Genomic DNA, 16,927 nt, shown 5'->3' on the forward strand with positions numbered 1-16,927 from the left:
TAAATACATGAAGCCGGTAATCGCACTCGTAGGTCGCCCCAACGTCGGGAAATCGACCCTGTTCAATCGCCTGACCCGTTCGCGCGACGCGCTGGTGGCCGACCTCCCAGGTCTCACCCGCGACCGCCACTATGGCGAGGGCCGGATCGGCGAGCGCCCCTTCCTGGTCATCGACACCGGCGGTTTCGAACCGGTGGCCAAGGAGGGGATCATGCACGAAATGGCGCAGCAGACGCGCCAGGCGGTGGCGGAAGCCGACGTCGTCGTGTTCATCGTCGACGGCCGCCAGGGCCTGACCCCGCACGACAAGACCATTACCGATTACCTGCGCAAGCAGAACCGCAAGGTCATGCTCGTGGTCAACAAGTCCGAGGGCATGAAGTACACCTCGGTCACCGCCGATTTCTACGAACTCGGCATGGGCGACCCGTACGTCATTTCGGCCGCCCACGGCGACGGCGTGCACGACCTGGTCAACGAGGCGCTCGACTTCGCCTTCGAGAATCGTCCGGACGAGGAAAACGAGGCGGAGCACCCGGACCACGGCATCAAGATCGCCATCGTCGGCCGCCCGAACGTGGGCAAGTCGACCCTGATCAACACCCTGGTCGGCGAGCAGCGCGTGATCGCCTTCGACATGCCGGGCACCACCCGCGACTCGATCGAAGTGCCGTTCGAACGCGACGGCAAGAAGTACACCCTGATCGACACCGCCGGTATCCGCCGCCGCGGCAAGATTTTCGAGGCCATCGAGAAATTCTCGGTCATCAAGACCATGCAGTCGATCTCGGACGCCAACGTGATCGTGCTGCTGCTGGACGCCCAGCAAGACATTTCCGAGCAAGATGCCCACATCGCCGGCTTCATCCTGGAATCGGGCCGCGCGCTGGTGGTGGCCGTGAACAAATGGGACGGCCTGCAGTCGGACGACCGCGACCAGGTTAAGATGGACCTCGACCGCAAGCTCGATTTCCTCTCCTTTGCCAAGACCCATTTCGTGTCGGCACTGAAGGGTACCGGCATCAGCCAGCTGATGAAGTCGGTGGACTCGGCATACGCCGCGGCGACCGCCAACCTGTCGACTCCGCGCCTGACGCGTGCGCTGCAGGAAGCGATCGAGAAGCAGGAACCGAAGCGCAAGGGCAGCACCCGTCCGAAGCTGCGCTACGCCCACCAGGGCGGCCAGAATCCGCCGATCATCGTCATCCACGGCAATGCCCTGGAAGCCGTCAGCGAGCCGTACAAGCGCTACCTGGAGAAGCATTTCCGCGACACCTTCAACCTCGTCGGCACCCCCGTGCGCCTCGAGCTGCGTACAGGCAAGAATCCATTTGCCAAGGAGCAGAAATAGGCCGGTGCAGTACGACAAAAAGTGGCGAAACAGGTTACAGTAGCTCAGGGCTTTCATTCGCTATAGCGGAATGTGGCCCAAGCACTTGAATTATGGCAAACCGCCATTACTTTTAAACTACAACAACATTACGGAGCTGTTATGAGCAACAAAGGGCAACTGTTACAAGACCCATTCCTGAACGCTTTGCGCAAGGAGCACGTCCCCGTCTCCATCTACCTGGTCAACGGCATCAAACTGCAAGGCCATATCGAGTCCTTCGACCAGTACGTCGTCCTGCTTCGTAATACCGTGACCCAGATGGTCTACAAGCATGCCATTTCCACCGTCGTCCCGGCTCGCGCCGTCAACCTTAACCTCGACTCCGAAGCCGAGTAAGGCCGATGGCTGACGCCCCCGGCAACACCTCCATGCGCGCAGCGCTGGTCGGCATCGACTTCGGTACTGGCGACTTCGGCGCCAGCCTGGAAGAGCTGTCCCTGCTTGCGCGCTCCGCCGGCGCCGATCCGATCACCACGATCACGGCCAAGCGCAGCAGTCCCGATCCCGCCCACTTCGTCGGCAGCGGCAAGGCCGACGAAATCAAGATGGCCTGCAAGGTCGATGGGATCGACATCGTCATCTTCAACCACGCCCTCTCGCCCGCCCAGCAGCGCAACCTCGAGCGCCGCCTGGAAGTGCGCGTGGTCGACCGCACCAGCCTGATCCTCGATATCTTCGCCCAGCGCGCCCAGAGCCACGAGGGCAAGCTACAAGTGGAACTGGCCCAGCTGCAGCACCTGGCCACGCGCCTGATCCGCGGCTGGACCCACCTGGAGCGCCAGAAGGGCGGTATCGGCCTGCGCGGTCCCGGCGAAACCCAGCTCGAGACCGACCGCCGCCTGATCGGTGAGCGCGTCAAGCAATTGCGCATCCGCCTGACCAAGCTGCGCAAACAGCACGAGACCCAGCGCCGCCAGCGCGGCCGCAACCAGACCTTCTCGGTCTCTCTCGTCGGTTATACCAATGCCGGCAAGTCGACCCTGTTCAATACGCTGACCAAGGCCGGCGTGTATGTTGCGAACCAGCTGTTCGCGACCTTGGACACCACCAGCCGCCGCCTGTACCTGGGCGACGAGGTAGGCAGCGTCGTGATCTCCGATACCGTTGGCTTCGTGCGCGAGCTGCCCCACCAGCTGGTGGCGGCGTTCCGCGCGACGCTCGAGGAAACCATCCATGCCGACCTGCTGCTGCACGTGGTCGACGGCAATTCGCCGGTGCGCATGGAACAGATCGAGCAGGTCAACGAGGTGCTGCGCGAGATCGGCGCCGATCACGTCCCCCAGATCCTGGTCTGGAACAAGATCGACGCGGCCGGGCTGGAGCCCGGGGTCGAGCGTGATGAGTATGATAAGATCAGCCGCGTTTTCATCAGCGCCCATAGCGGCGCCGGGCTGGACCTGCTGCGCGATGCGATCGTCGAGGCGGCCAAGGCCGCACGAGGCAACAACTACACCAACGAAGGGCAGGACGAGGCCGATGGCTTCGCCGAGGACGAGCCGGGTGGCGGTCTTCTCAGCGGTCCTGCCGACAATATGCCAACTTCCACCCAATTCGGGCCCCACTAGCCTATGCTCGTTTCTTTCCTCAAGCGTTGCGGCATCAAACTGTCGCTCAACGATCCACGTTGGGGCCATAAACCCCAGGGTGACCACAAGGCCCAGGAAGGCCGCCGGCCGGGTGAAGGCCCGCCCGACCTCGATCAACTCTGGCGCGACTTCAACGCGCGCCTGAACCGCCTGTTCGGCGCGCGCGGCAACGGCAACAACGGCGGCGACGGCGGCGGTCCTTACCGCGGCTCGAGCGGCGCCGGCATCACCGCCGGCGTCGTCGCCGTCATCGTCGGCCTGATCTGGCTGGCGAGCGGCGCCTTCATCGTGCAGGAAGGCCAGGTCGGCGTGGTCACCACCTTCGGCAAACTCAGCCACCGGACCGGCGCCGGCTTCAACTGGCGCTGGCCCTACCCGATCCAGGCCCACGAGACCGTCAACGTCTCGCAGATCCGCACCGCCGAGATCGGCTACCGCGCGAATGTCCGCAACAAGCAGCCGCAGGAAGCCCTGATGCTGACGGACGACGAGAACATCATCGACATCCAGTTCGCGGTCCAGTACACCCTGAAGGACCCGGTCCAGTGGTTGTTCAACAACCGCGACCAGGACGACAGCGTGCGCCAGATCGCCGAAACGGCCATTCGCGAAGTGGTCGGCCGCAGCAAGATGGACTTCGTGCTGTACGAGGGCCGCGAGAAGGTCGCGAGCGACGTGCACCAGATGATGCAGCAGATCGTCGACCGCTACGCGCTCGGCGCCCTGATCACCAACGTGACCATGCAGGCGGTGCAGCCGCCGGAGCAGGTGCAGGAAGCCTTCGATGACGCCGTGAAAGCCGGCCAGGACCGCGCCCGCGCCCGCAACGAAGGTGAGGCGTATGCCAACCAGGTGATCCCGCAGGCGCGCGGCCAGGCCTTCCGCCTGGCGCAGGATGCCGAAGCCTACCGCTCGATGGTGGTGGAAAACGCGACCGGTAACGCTTCGCGCTTCGACCAGGTGGTGGCCGCCTATTCGAAGGCGCCGCAAGTCACCCGCGACCGCATGTACATCGACACCATGCAGCAGATCTTCTCCAGCACCAGCAAGGTGATGGTCGATTCGCGCGCGGGCAATCCGATGATCTACCTGCCGCTGGATAAACTGATCGGGCAGGGCGCCGGCAACGACGGCGTGGGCAGCCGTTCCGGCCCGCAGCAGGTGCCGGCCGCGCCGCAGTCGAATGCGCCGCAGGACGTCATGCAAGCCATGGATTCGGTGCGTCATCGCGACAGCCGGAGCCGCGATTCCTCACGTGACCGGGAGAGCCGTTAATGAACCGCCTCGTAACTTTATTTGTGGCGGGCTTCATTGCCCTGATGCTGCTGTCCTCGACCGTGTTCGTGGTGGACCAGCGCCGCTTCGCCATCGTGTTCGCCCTGGGCCAGGTGCGTGACGTCATCACCGAACCGGGCCTGCACTTCAAGCTGCCGCCGCCGTTCCAGAACGTGATCTACCTGGACAAGCGCATCCTGACGCTGGACACGCCGGACGCCGACCGCTTCATCACCGCCGAGAAGAAGAACATCCTGGTGGATGCCTTCGTCAAGTGGCGCATCGTCGACCCGCGCCTGTACTACGTCTCCTTCAACGGCGACGAGAACCGTGCACGTGACCGCATGTCGCAGATCATCAAGGCGGCCCTGAACGACGAAATCACCAAGCGCACCGTGCGCGAAGTGATCTCGGGCGAGCGCGGCCGCGTGATGGAAGCGGTGAAGGAAAAGGTCGTGGCCGAAGCCAAGGAGATCGGCGTCGGCGTGGTGGACGTGCGTTTGAAACGTGTCGACTACATCGACCAGATCAACAACTCGGTGTACGAACGCATGAAGGCCGAGCGCGTGCGCGTGGCCAATGAGCTGCGTTCGACCGGTGCTGCGGAATCCGAACAGATTCGCGCGGATGCGGATCGCCAGCGGACCGTGATCATTGCCGAGGCATTCCGCGAGGCGGAGAAGATCAAGGGTGATGGGGACGCGAAGGCGACGGCGATTTATGCGGAGTCGTTCGGGAAGAATCCGGAGTTTGCGAAGTACTATCGTTCGCTGGAGGCGTATCGCGCTACCTTCAAGAATCGCGGCGACGTGATGGTGGTGGATCCGAATTCGGAGTTCTTCAAGTATTTCAAGCAGCCGGGTTCGAAGTAAGCGCTAGTGGTTTGCCGGCAGAAATTGGATCCCGGCCTTCGCCGGGATGACGGTTTTAAGGATTGTGGTGTCAGGAGTCGATAACTCCACTCATCCACGGACAAAAGACAACGTCATCCCGGCGCAGGCCGGGATCCAAGTTTACGTAGTACAGTGTTAACTCTTCAGTATAGACAAGCGCCGCACAGTGGCACTTTGGCAACCCTGAAAGGCTGTCAAAACCATATCCCCGTCCTGCACCTCCCCATTTTCGGGTAAAATCACCGATTCGGCGCTCGCACCGTGCGCCAGCACGCCTGTGCGTTTGTCATTGTTCTTAATAACAACTCCTTCGCTGTCTGCCCATGCCGAACTGGCTTCTGCCTGAAAATATCGCCGATGTCTTGCCGTCCGAAGCGCGCAAGATCGAGGATCTGCGCCGCAAGATGCTCGATACCTTCCGCCTCTACGGTTACGAGCTGGTGATGCCGCCGCTGCTCGAGTATGTCGAGTCGCTGCTGGCAGGCGCAGGGCAGGACACCGAGCTGCGCACCTTCAAGGTGGTCGACCAGATTTCCGGGCGCCTCCTGGGCCTGCGCGCCGACATGACCACCCAGGTGGCGCGCATCGACGCCCACCTGCTCAACCGCGACACCGTCACCCGCCTGTGCTACGCCGGCAGCGTGCTGCATACCCGTCCGTCGGGCCTGCACGCCACCCGCGAACCGATCCAGATCGGCTGCGAGATCTACGGCCACGCCGGCCTGGAAGCCGACGCCGAGATCCAGGAACTGGCCCTGTGTGCGCTGGCCCTGGCCGGCTTCGACAGCGTGCGCCTGGACTTGTGCCACGTCGGCATCCTGCGCGCCGTCCTGGCCGAAGACCCGGCCGCGCGCCGCGACGAAGCCCAACTCATCGGCCTGCTGCGCGCCAAGGATGCGCCGGGCCTGGACGAGTTCACGCAGCATTACGCGCTTGACACCCGCAAGGCCCTGATGGCGCTGCCGCAGCTGTACGGCGACGTCGGGGTGCTGGCGCGTGCGAAAGAGGAACTGCCGGCGCTGCCGGGCATCACCCGCGCGCTGGCCGAATTGGCGGCATTGGCGGCGAGCGCCATCGGCCGGGCCGAAGTGGCGATCGACCTGGCCGATCTGCGCGGCTACCAGTACGAAAGCGGCGCCATGTTCGCGCTCTATGTGCCGGGCCTGCCGAACGCGGTGGCGCGGGGCGGGCGCTACGACCACGTCGGCGAGGCCTTTGGACGTGCGCGTCCGGCGACCGGCTTCTCGCTCGACCTGCGCGAACTGGCGCGGCTGCTGCCGACCGCCGAGCGCAAGCATTCGATCCGCGCGCCCTGGGGCAATGCGCCGGAACTGAAGGAAAAAATCGCTGACCTGCGCAAGGCAGGCGAAGTCGTGATCCAGTCCATGCCGGGTCACGACAATGTTCAGGACGAGTTCGAGTGCGACCGCGTGCTCGTCCTCGAAAACGGAAATTGGATTCTCAAAAACTTAGGTTAAGTGATGTCAAATACTAACGTGGCAAAGAACGTCGTCGTCATCGGCACCCAATGGGGCGATGAGGGCAAGGGCAAGATCGTCGACTGGCTGACCGACCATGCGGCCGGCGTCGTCCGTTTCCAGGGCGGCCATAACGCCGGTCACACCCTGGTGATCAAGGGCCAGAAGACCGCGCTGCAGCTGATCCCGTCGGGCATCATGCGCGAAGGCGTGGCCTGCTACATCGGCAACGGGGTGGTCGTCTCGGTCCCGGACGTGATGCGCGAAATCGACAAGCTGCAAGCTGCCGGCGTCGAAGTCGCCTCGCGCCTGAAGATCTCGGAAGCCTGCCCGGTCATCCTGCCTTACCACGTCGCCATCGACAAGGCGCGCGAAGCCAAGCGCGGCGAGAACAAGATCGGCACCACCGGCAAGGGCATCGGCCCGGCCTACGAAGACAAGGTGGCGCGCCGCGCGATCCGCATCGCGGACATGCTCAACGAAGAGCGCTTTGCCGAGAAACTCAAGGAAAACCTGGAGTACCACAACTTCGTGCTGGTGAACTACCTGGGCGGCGAAGCGATCGACTTCCAGAAGACCTTCGACGACGCGATGGCGCTCGTCCCGCGCCTGCGTCCGATGGTCGGCGACGTCTCGTCGGCACTGTACGCGGCCCACAAGGCTGGCGGCAACCTGCTGTTCGAAGGCGCGCAGGGTTCCCTGCTCGACGTCGACCACGGCACCTACCCGTTCGTCACCTCGTCGAACTGCGTCGCCGGTAATGCTGCTGCCGGCGCCGGCGTCGGTCCGGGCATGCTGCACTACATCATGGGCATCACCAAGGCCTACACCACCCGCGTCGGCTCGGGCCCGTTCCCGGCCGAACTGCCGACCGACCAGGGCGTCGGCGAGCACCTGTCGCGCGTGGGCCACGAGTTCGGCACCGTCACCGGCCGCGCCCGCCGCTGCGGCTGGTTCGACGCCGCCCTGCTGCGCCGCTCGGTGCAGATCAACGGCGTGTCGGGCATGTGCCTGACCAAGCTGGACGTGCTGGACGGCCTCGAGTCGCTGAAGCTGTGCACCGGCTACACCGTCGATGGCCGCAATGTCGACATCTTCCCGGTCGGCGCCGAAGAAGCCGCGCGCTGCCAGCCGGTGTACGAAGAAATGCCGGGTTGGCTTGACTCGACCGTCGGCGCCAAGTCGATGGAAGACCTGCCGGCCAACGCCCGCGCCTACATCAAGCGCATCGAAGAACTGGTTGGTATCCCGATCGACATGGTGTCGACTGGTCCGGACCGCGAAGAAACCATCGTGCTGCGCCATCCGTTCGCAGCCTGATCAATAAAAATAGGAATAGCCTGAAAATGAACACCCCTGCATCGACCGACAAGGACCTCTGGGTTTCGTGGGACGAGTACAACCGCCTGGTCGAGCGCCTCGCGCTGCAAGTGTATGAATCGAACTGGAAGTTCGACATGGTCCTGTGCCTGGCGCGCGGCGGCGTGCGTCCTGGCGACGTGATCTCGCGCATCTTCGACGTGCCGCTGGCGATCCTGTCGACCAGCTCCTACCGCGAAGAAGCCGGCACCAAGCAAGGCAACCTGGACATCGCCAAGTACATGACGATGACCAAGGGCCCGCTGGCCGGCCGCATCCTGCTGGTCGACGACCTGGCGGATTCGGGCGTGACCCTGCAGAAGGTGCGCGAGCACCTGCAGACCAACTACCCGGACGTGAGCGAAGTGCGTTCGGCCGTCATCTGGGTCAAGGGTACTTCGGCGTTCAAGCCGGATTACCACCTGGAAGACCTGCCGCACAATCCGTGGATTCACCAGCCGTTCGAGGACTACGACGGCCTGCGTCCGCACCAGCTGTCGGCGTGGATGAAGAAGTTCGAAAAGTAATTTGCTTTAGTCCGCAAGGGCAAAGCGAACGGGCAGGGAAGGCGCAAGCCTTTCCTGCCCGTTCTGCTTTCTGGCGGCCTCTCTCGTGAAGGGGCGTCCGCGGCGCGCGATGCAGCTCCGGTCGTGGCAGAGGTTCTGGGCGGCGCGGGAATGTCTCGGTGGAGTGCTTCCATCGTAGATGCAGGCAGCGAAAAGGTGCTTTCAAAGTTTTATTCCTTTCTGCATCTTATAGGAGAATCTTCTATGATTTGGATTGGATATAGTTGAATCTTCTATATAGCGAAGGAAGTGGCATGAAAGACGGCCAGTTGGACGAAATCGACCGCAAAATCTTGCGCACCTTGCGTACGGATGGGCGCATCAGTAACCAGGACCTGGCAGTCAGCGTCCACCTGTCGCCGACCGCTTGCTGGAACCGCGTGCGTGCGCTGGAAGAGGGCGGCTTCATCGAGGAGTACGCGGCGATTCTCTCTCAGCGCGCGCTGGGACTGCCCGATACCGTCATCATCGAGGTCACGCTCGAGCGGCATGACGAGGACATGCTGGAGCGCTTCGGCGAGGCGCTGGCGCGGTTGCCGGAGGTGATGGAGGCCAGCCTGCTGACCGGCGACTACGATTACCTGATCAAGGTGGCGGTGGCCGGGACCGAGGGATACGAGCGCTTCCTGCGCCAGCGTCTGTACAAAATTCCCGGTATCCGGCATAGCCGCTCGACGTTCGTCTTGCGTACCCTGAAGCGTACGCACTCCGTCGAACCGTAGAGGGTGTGAAAAAACGGCGATGGCAAGGCGCCGAGTCGAAGACAGTACACTCCTACGGCGAGACGAGGCAACGCAGCCATCGACGAATTTTTCACACCCTCCTGTAAAATGCGGCGCTACCTGTCTAGTCAACTTCAACAATAAGAACCATGACCCAAAGCTTCTTCCAGACCTTTATCCTGCTCATCCTCGTCACCGACCCCTTTGGCAATATCCCGATCTTCGTCGCCGCCCTGAAAGACGTCCCGATCGAACGGCGCAACAAGATCGTGATCCGCGAATGCGCGATCGCCTTTCTGCTGCTGCTGGTCTTCATGTTCTTCGGCCAGCACTTCCTCGAGGCGCTGCATCTGAGCCCGGTCGCGCTGCGGATCGGCGGCGCCGTCATCCTCCTGATGATCGCGATCCGCATGATCTTCCCGCACCCGGACGGCGTGCTGGGCCGCAACGAGCACGGCGAGCCCTTCATCGTGCCGCTGGCCATCCCCGCGCTGGCCGGCCCTTCTGCGCTGGCGACCGTGCTGCTGTTCACCTCCGGCAGCATGACCGACACCCTGGTGCACGTGGCGGCCCTGGCCGCGGTCGGCGTGGTGTGGCTGGCGGTGTTCCTGTCGGCCGAGCGCCTGCAGCAGAAGCTCGGCCCGCAGGTCATGACGGCCTTCGAGCGCCTGATGGGCCTGATTTTGACCGCCATGTCGGTCGAGATGCTGCTGGGCGGAATCAGGGAGTTCGTGAAGACCCTCTAACGCCTTCTGTGCGGGGCGAATGTCACATTTCTGGCAAACTTTTGTCATCACGACCACAACGGCCCTGACCGCATCGCCAGAAGTATGAAAACCGAGCACGCGACACCCTCCGAATGGCTGCCCTTCCTCAGCGGAGGCGGCCAGATGGGAGCCATGATGCGGGCGCACGACTGGTCGACGTCGCCGCTCGGCCATCCGCGCAACTGGCCTCAGGCCCTGCGCACCACGGTCGGGCTCATGCTCAACTCGAAGTTTCCAATGTTCGTGGCCTGGGGGCCGGATCTGGGCTTCCTGTACAACGACACCTACGCCAACATCCTCGGTGACAAGCACCCGGCGGCGCTGGGCAGCCGCTTCCACGACATCTGGCGCGAGATCTGGGACGACATCCATCCACTGATCGTGCGTGCTCTGAAGGGCGAGGCGACCTACCAGGATCGCATGCCGCTGCGCATGAACCGACACGGCTACGACGAGGACACCTGGTTCCGCTTCTCCTATTCGCTGGTGCGCGACGAAGACGGCGACGTGGCCGGCATGTACTGCGCCTGCGTCGAGATGACCGGCGAGGTGATGGCTGAGCGCTATCGGGAGGAAGAGAACCAGCGCCTGATGACGCTGTTCGAGCAGGCGCCCGGTATCATCGCCGTACTACGCGGCCCGGACCACGTGTTCGAGCTCACCAACCGCTCCTACCTTCAGCTGATCGGCCAGCGCGAACTGATCGGCAAGCCCGCGCGCGAAGCGATTCCCGAAGTGGCCGGGCAGGGCTTCTTCGAACTGCTCGATCAGGTCTACACTTCGGGCGAGACCTTTGTCGGCCATGCGGTGCCGCTGCGCGTGCAGCGCGAAGCCGACGGGCCGCTGGAAGAGCGCTTCATCGACTTCGTCTATCAACCGATCCGCGGGCCGAAGGGCGACGTCGAAGGTATCTTTGTCGAGGGCAGCGACGTCACCGTGCGCAAGCGCGTGGAGGACGAGCTGCGCGCCGCCAACCGCCAGAAGGACCAGTTCCTCGCCATGCTGGCGCACGAGCTGCGCAACCCGCTGGCGCCGATCACCACCGCGGCCCAGCTCCTGCAGCGCGGGAACATGGACCCGCAGCGCATGCGCCACGCCAGCGACATCATCGCGCGCCAGGCCGAGCACATGACCTCCCTGGTGAACGACCTGCTCGACGTCTCGCGCGTGACGCGCGGCCTGGCCACCATCGAGAAGGACGAGCTGGACGTGGCCGACATCGTCCACGGCGCGGTCGAGCAGGTGCGCCCGTTGCTGGATGCGCGGCGCCATGTGCTGCGGCAGGAGACCGCGATTGAGGCGCTGCACGTGCGCGGCGACCGTACGCGCCTGGTGCAGGTGGTCTCGAACATCCTGAACAACGCCGCCAAGTACACGCCGCCCGGCGGCCAGCTCGTGCTGCGCACGCGGCGCGACGGTGACGAAGCGGTGATCTCGGTGTGCGACAACGGCCAAGGCATCGATCCGCAGGTGCTGCCGTATATCTTCGACCTGTTCACCCAGGCCGAGCGCACGCCCGACCGCTCGCAGGGCGGCCTCGGGATCGGTCTCGCATTGGTGAAGAGCCTGGTGGCCCTGCACGGCGGACGGGTCGCGGCGACCAGCCCCGGCCTGAACCAGGGCAGCGAGTTCTCGATCCGCCTGCCGGTGCTGCAGGATGCGCCGGCGCCGGCTGCGGAACAGGACGGCGCACACCCGGCCACGGGGCCGGTGCGGGTGCTGGTGGTCGACGATAACGCCGACGCCGCGCAGATGCTGGCGACCCTGCTGGAGGCGCACGGCCACGCGGTCAGCGTCGAGTACGACGGCACCGCGGGCTATGCGCGCGCCCTGCGCGAGCGGCCCGAGGTCATGCTGCTCGATATCGGCCTGCCCGACCTCGACGGCCACGAACTGGCGCGCCGCCTGCGCGCCACGCCGGAAACCGCGAACGCGGTGCTGGTGGCGCTGACCGGCTACGGCCAGAGCGACGATCGCGACCGCGCGCGCGAAGCGGGCTTCGACCGTCATCTGGTGAAGCCGGCCGACCTGTCCGAACTGCTGCGCATCCTGGCGCAGGTGCGCGATCCGGCCGCGCGCTGACTGTCGAAAGGAGGGGGAGAATCGAAGTAGGGTGGACCGGGCCACGAGAGGCGGCTCTGCCGTCCGCGCGTTCAACTAACGGTTGAGCAGACGTATCGTCCGTTCAAACGCTGGTTGAACGCGTGGGCGGAGGACCGCGGGGCCGCCCAGGCCCACCCTACGAAAACCCGGTAGCACCGGGTTTATTTGCCGAGCATCGAGACCACGTTGTCGGCCCCCGGCGCGCCGAATGCCTGCTGCTTGAGCACATGCAGCTGATCCCGCACCTGCGCCGCTTTCTCGAACTCGAGGTTCTTGGCGTGGTCCACCATGAGCTTCTCGAGGCGCTTGATCTCCTTGCTGATCTGCTTCTCGCTCATCGACTCGACCTTGGCCGTCGCCGCATCTTCCTGGATGCCCTCGACCATCGCCTTCTGCGCCGCATTGCTGTAGACGCCGTCGATCATGTCCTTGATCTTCTTGTTCACGCCCTTCGGCGTGATGCCGTTCGCCTCGTTGAAGGCGATCTGCTTGGCGCGGCGGCGTTCGGTCTCGTCGATCGCGCGCTTCATCGAGTCGGTCATCTGGTCGGCGTAGAGGATCGCGACGCCGTTCAGGTTACGCGCCGCACGGCCGATGGTCTGGATCAGCGAGCGTTCGGAACGCAGGAAGCCTTCCTTGTCCGCGTCCAGCACCGCCACCAGTGACACTTCCGGCAAGTCCAGGCCTTCGCGCAGCAGGTTAATGCCGACCACCACGTCGAAGGTGCCCAGGCGCAGGTCGCGCAGGATCTCCACGCGCTCGACCGTCTCGATATCGCTGTGCAGGTAGCGCACCTTGATGCCGTGGTCGCTCAGGTATTCGGTCAGCTGCTCGGCCATGCGCTTGGTCAGCGTCGTCACCAGCACGCGCTCGTCCTTGGCGATGCGGTCGGTGATCTCGCTCATCAGGTCCTCGACCTGCGAGCGGGCCGGCTTGACGATGACCTTCGGGTCGACCAGGCCGGTCGGGCGCACCACCTGCTCGACCACGTTGTCGGCCTTTTCCTTCTCGTACTCGGCCGGCGTCGCCGAAACGAAGATGGTCTGGCGCATCTTGTTCTCGAACTCCTGGAATTTCAGGGGCCGGTTGTCGAGCGCCGAGGGCAGGCGGAAGCCGTAGTCGACCAGGTTCACCTTGCGCGAACGGTCGCCGTTGTACATCGCGTTGAGCTGGCCGATCATCACGTGCGACTCGTCCATGAACATGAGCGCGTCCTTCGGCAGGTAGTCGATCAGGGTCGGCGGCGGTTCGCCCGGCATCGAGCCGGACAGGTGGCGCGAGTAGTTCTCGATGCCCTTCGTGAAACCGATCTCGGCCAGCATCTCGAGGTCGAAGCGGGTGCGCTGTTCCAGGCGCTGCTCTTCGATCAGCTTGTTCTCGTTGCGGAAGTACTCGAGGCGGTCGCGCAGCTCGGCCTTGATCGACTCCACCGCGCGCAGCACGGTCGAACGCGGGGTGACGTAGTGCGAGCCCGGGTACACGGTGAAGCGCGGGATCTTCTGGCGCACGCGGCCCGTCAGCGGGTCGAACAGCTGCAAGGATTCGATCTCGTCGTCGAACATCTCGACGCGGATCGCCAGTTCCGCGTGCTCCGCCGGGAAGATGTCGATGGTGTCGCCGCGCACGCGGAAGGAGCCGCGCGAGAAATCCATCTCGTTGCGGGTGTACTGCATCTGGATCAGGCGCGCGATGATGTCGCGCTGCGCCACCTTGTCCTTGTGGCGCAGGGTCAGGATCATCTTGTGGTATTCGTTCGGATTACCGATACCGTAGATCGCCGACACGGTGGCCACGATGACCACGTCGCGCCGCTCCATCAGCGACTTGGTGCACGACAGGCGCATCTGCTCGATGTGCTCGTTGATCGACGAGTCCTTTTCGATGAACAGGTCGCGCTGCGGCACGTAGGCTTCCGGCTGGTAGTAGTCGTAGTAGGAGACGAAGTACTCGACCGCGTTCTGCGGGAAGAATTCGCGGAACTCCGCATACAGCTGGGCCGCCAGCGTCTTGTTCGGCGCGAAGATGATGGCCGGGCGGCCGGCCTGCGCGATGGTATTGGCCATCGTATAGGTCTTGCCGGAACCCGTCACGCCGAGCAGGGTCTGGTACATCAGGCCGTCGTTGATGCCCTCCACCAGGCCGGCGATCGCGGTCGGCTGGTCGCCCGCCGGCGGGAAGGGCTGGTGCAGCTTGAAGGGCGATCCGGGGAAGGTGAGGACGGTCGGCTCGGGGGCATTTGCGATGGATAAATCTGCCATACTTTCAGACCTTTGCTAGAATGGGAGTCCACTTGACGCAGTGCAGCACTGCCGTCAACGTCTATACAACCGCTGCGAACCCACCGACAAACTCACTCAGTAAAGTTTAGTCTATCACGATGACTTCCACAGCCTCCGCCAGCCTCTTCGGCGCCATCGACATGGCGCCCCGCGACCCGATCCTGGGCATTACCGAAGCATTCAACGCCGACACCAATCCGGCCAAGATCAACCTGGGCGTCGGCGTCTACTATGACGATAATGGCAAGGTGCCTTTGCTGCAGTGCGTGCGGAAGGCGGAAGCGAAGCTGATGGAGCAGCCGGCTCCGCGTACCTACCTGCCGATCGAAGGCCTGGCAGCGTACGACAAAGCCGTGCAAGAGCTGGTATTTGGGGCCGACAGCGCCGTAATTCAAGAGAAGCGCGCGATCACCGTGCAGGCCCTCGGCGGCACCGGCGCATTGAAACTGGGCGCCGATTTCCTCAAGCGCTTCGCACCGGGTTCCGAGGTCTACATCAGCGATCCGAGCTGGGAAAACCACCGCGCGCTGTTCGAAGGCGCGGGCTTCACGGTCAACAACTATGCTTACTATGACGCCGCCACCCACGGCGTGAACTTCGAGGGCATGCTGGCCGCGCTTAAGGCCATGCCGCAGGGTTCGATCGTGGTGCTGCACGCCTGCTGCCACAACCCGACCGGCGCCGACCTGAGCCAGGACCAGTGGAGCCAGGTGATCGATGCTGTCGTCGCCGGCGGCCTGGTGCCCTTCCTCGACATGGCCTACCAGGGCTTCGGCGCGGGCATCGCGGAAGACGGCGCCGTGGTGCGCCGCTTCGCCGAGAAGAACATTCCGCTGCTGGTGTCGAACTCGTTCTCAAAATCGTTCTCGCTGTACGGCGAACGCGCCGGCGCGCTGTCGATCGTCGCGACCAGTGCCGAGGAAGCGGCGCGCGTACTGTCGCAACTGAAGCGCGTCATCCGTACCAACTACTCGAACCCGCCGACCCATACCGCCAAGGTGGTCGCGATGGTGCTGTCGACGCCGGAACTGCGTCAGCTGTGGGAAGAGGAACTGGCCGGCATGCGCGTGCGCATCAAGGAAATGCGCAACCTGATGGTCGAAAAGCTGAAGGAAAAGGCGCCAGGCCACGACTTCGACTTCGTGCGCGAGCAGGTCGGGATGTTCTCGTACTCGGGCCTGACCAAGGAGCAGGTCGGCAAGCTGCGCGACGAGTCGATCTACGCCGTGGACACCGGCCGCATCTGCGTCGCCGCGCTGAACTCGACCAATCTCGACCGCGTCGTTGACGCCGTCGCAAAAGTTCTTTAAAATCTTGGCTCTTCGGAACTGACCGCAAGTTGATTCCGAAGAGCAGCAAAAGTGGCTGCACGGCACGTTCAAATTTGACAGCGTGTCACTGCAAACATATAATGCTGTCATCAATTCCCTGATAGCTCAGTCGGTAGAGCGACGGACTGTTAATCCGCAGGTCCCTGGTTCGAGTCCAGGTCGGGGAGCCAGAATTCGGAAGGCCACATCGCAAGATGTGGCCTTTTTTGTTATGGCGTCTGCTAGGCTGGCAATCTCTTTTCATCAGGACTGTAATGTGAAGCATTTACCAAAGAGCAAAAGCATCGCCATCGGCAAGCAGGTGCTGCGCTTCTCGATGTCCGGCCAGGGTCAGCCGACCATCGTCATGATCAATGGGGCGGGTGGGCCGCTGGAAGGGTGGCACAAGCTGTATCCCGACATCGAGGCGCTGGGGGCGGTGGTCAGCTACGACCGTCCCGGCGTCGGCGCCAGCCCGCCTCCGAAGGAGCCGCAGGTCGGCACCACGGTCGTGATGCAGCTGCGCGCGCTGCTGCGCGAGATCGCGGCAAAGCCGCCGTTCCTGCTGGTCGCGCATTCCTTCGGCGGGCTGCATGCGAACCTGTTTGCGCGCGTGTATGCGGCTGAAACCTGCGGCGTGCTGTTCCTGGAAGCGACGGCGCCGGATGACGTGGCGAAGCTGAAGCAGTATCGGTCGGCCATGCAGCGCGCGGTGGCGGGGTTGCTGGACCGGGTGGCGCCGCCGGATGCGAACGACGAGATCGGCAATGAAGACGAGACCGTGGCGGAGATTGCGGAAGCGCCGGACTTTCCGCCGGTTCCCGTGACCGTGATCTCGGGCGGCAGGCGCTTGCCGCGCTGGATGGTGTCGAGTGCCTCGGTCGAGGAGCGTTCGCGTAACCAGGAAGGGCTGGCGCGGCTGTCGCCCTTGGGCCAGCGCGTGATCGCGCAGAAGAGTGCGCATTTTCCGCAGATGACCGAGCCGCAGCTGGTGCTGGATGCGTTGAAGAAGCTGATCACGCGGCTGCCGGACTAGAAATCTTGCTCAGCTATTCGCGAAATCGAAAAGCGCTGCTATAATACGGCCTCTAATCCCTGATAGCTCAGTCGGTAGAGCGACGGACTGTTAATCCGCAGGTCCCTGGTTCGAGTCCAGGTCGGGGAGCCAGAATATGGAAGGCCGCATCGTGAGATGC

General features: G+C 63.7%; 14 protein-coding genes and 2 tRNA genes. 15 read left to right on the forward strand and 1 reads right to left on the reverse strand.

All coding sequences use genetic code 11. The features are described from left to right. Window positions 1-7 precede the first annotated feature (7 nt). The 11 genes from der (at window position 8) to LQ564_RS06810 (ending at window position 12,121) form a co-directional block, all read left to right on the forward strand. Window positions 8-1,351 carry a ribosome biogenesis GTPase Der gene (gene der / locus LQ564_RS06760; RefSeq protein ID WP_231057300.1) on the forward strand — a complete coding sequence of 448 codons (1,344 nt, stop codon included), beginning with the start codon at window positions 8-10 and terminating at the stop codon, window positions 1,349-1,351. A 141-nt stretch (window positions 1,352-1,492) separates the two neighbouring features. Next, window positions 1,493-1,729, forward strand: coding sequence for an RNA chaperone Hfq (gene hfq / locus LQ564_RS06765; RefSeq protein ID WP_026354376.1), 237 nt, complete (start codon window positions 1,493-1,495; stop codon window positions 1,727-1,729). Window positions 1,730-1,761: 32 nt separating this feature from the next. Further along, window positions 1,762-2,958, forward strand: a complete 1,197-nt coding sequence (gene hflX / locus LQ564_RS06770; protein WP_231057385.1) for a GTPase HflX — start codon at window positions 1,762-1,764, stop codon at window positions 2,956-2,958. Window positions 2,959-2,961: 3 nt separating this feature from the next. Next, on the forward strand, window positions 2,962-4,254 hold the full coding sequence (gene hflK, locus LQ564_RS06775) for an FtsH protease activity modulator HflK (RefSeq protein ID WP_231057301.1): 1,293 nt from the start codon (window positions 2,962-2,964) through the stop codon (window positions 4,252-4,254). Then, entirely contained in the window at window positions 4,254-5,126 is an 873-nt protein-coding gene (gene hflC / locus LQ564_RS06780) for a protease modulator HflC (protein WP_231057302.1), read from the forward strand. The genes hflK and hflC overlap by 1 nt, the downstream gene beginning before the upstream one ends. A gap of 344 nt (window positions 5,127-5,470) precedes the next feature. Next, a complete protein-coding gene (locus LQ564_RS06785; RefSeq protein WP_231057303.1) occupies window positions 5,471-6,625 on the forward strand; it encodes an ATP phosphoribosyltransferase regulatory subunit in 1,155 nt (384 codons plus the stop codon). A 3-nt stretch (window positions 6,626-6,628) separates the two neighbouring features. Beyond that, complete coding sequence (locus LQ564_RS06790) at window positions 6,629-7,945, forward strand: adenylosuccinate synthase (RefSeq protein ID WP_231057304.1); 1,317 nt, start codon at window positions 6,629-6,631, stop codon at window positions 7,943-7,945. Between the two features lie 26 nt (window positions 7,946-7,971). Then, the gene (locus LQ564_RS06795) at window positions 7,972-8,511 is read left to right on the forward strand and encodes a phosphoribosyltransferase (protein WP_209585874.1); all 540 of its coding nucleotides are present in this window, start codon (window positions 7,972-7,974) and stop codon (window positions 8,509-8,511) included. Window positions 8,512-8,804: 293 nt separating this feature from the next. Next, window positions 8,805-9,272 carry an Lrp/AsnC family transcriptional regulator gene (locus LQ564_RS06800; RefSeq protein WP_231057305.1) on the forward strand — a complete coding sequence of 156 codons (468 nt, stop codon included), beginning with the start codon at window positions 8,805-8,807 and terminating at the stop codon, window positions 9,270-9,272. Between the two features lie 149 nt (window positions 9,273-9,421). Then, window positions 9,422-10,018, forward strand: coding sequence for a MarC family protein (locus LQ564_RS06805; protein WP_231057306.1), 597 nt, complete (start codon window positions 9,422-9,424; stop codon window positions 10,016-10,018). Between the two features lie 84 nt (window positions 10,019-10,102). Beyond that, window positions 10,103-12,121 (forward strand): hybrid sensor histidine kinase/response regulator, encoded by a 2,019-nt coding sequence (locus tag LQ564_RS06810; RefSeq protein ID WP_231057307.1) that lies wholly within the window; start codon window positions 10,103-10,105, stop codon window positions 12,119-12,121. 182 nt (window positions 12,122-12,303) lie between these two features. Here the strand turns inward: LQ564_RS06810 and uvrB are convergent, their stop codons facing one another. Then, a complete protein-coding gene (gene uvrB, locus LQ564_RS06815; RefSeq protein ID WP_231057308.1) occupies window positions 12,304-14,400 on the reverse strand; it encodes an excinuclease ABC subunit UvrB in 2,097 nt (698 codons plus the stop codon). 119 nt (window positions 14,401-14,519) lie between these two features. Here uvrB and LQ564_RS06820 point away from each other — a divergent pair, with 119 nt between their 5' ends. The 4 genes from LQ564_RS06820 to LQ564_RS06835 all read left to right on the forward strand — a co-directional run bounded on the left by LQ564_RS06820 (window position 14,520) and on the right by LQ564_RS06835 (window position 16,899). Beyond that, window positions 14,520-15,731 carry an amino acid aminotransferase gene (locus LQ564_RS06820; protein ID WP_231057309.1) on the forward strand — a complete coding sequence of 404 codons (1,212 nt, stop codon included), beginning with the start codon at window positions 14,520-14,522 and terminating at the stop codon, window positions 15,729-15,731. Window positions 15,732-15,846: 115 nt separating this feature from the next. After that, window positions 15,847-15,922: transfer RNA gene (locus tag LQ564_RS06825), tRNA-Asn, on the forward strand. Window positions 15,923-16,008: 86 nt separating this feature from the next. Beyond that, window positions 16,009-16,767 carry an alpha/beta fold hydrolase gene (locus LQ564_RS06830; protein WP_231057310.1) on the forward strand — a complete coding sequence of 253 codons (759 nt, stop codon included), beginning with the start codon at window positions 16,009-16,011 and terminating at the stop codon, window positions 16,765-16,767. A gap of 56 nt (window positions 16,768-16,823) precedes the next feature. Continuing rightward, window positions 16,824-16,899, forward strand: a tRNA-Asn gene (locus LQ564_RS06835). Window positions 16,900-16,927: the final 28 nt, after the last annotated feature.

The sequence above is a fragment of the Massilia phyllostachyos genome, assembly GCF_021044825.1.
Classification (GTDB): Bacteria; Pseudomonadota; Gammaproteobacteria; order Burkholderiales; family Burkholderiaceae_D; genus Telluria; species Telluria phyllostachyos.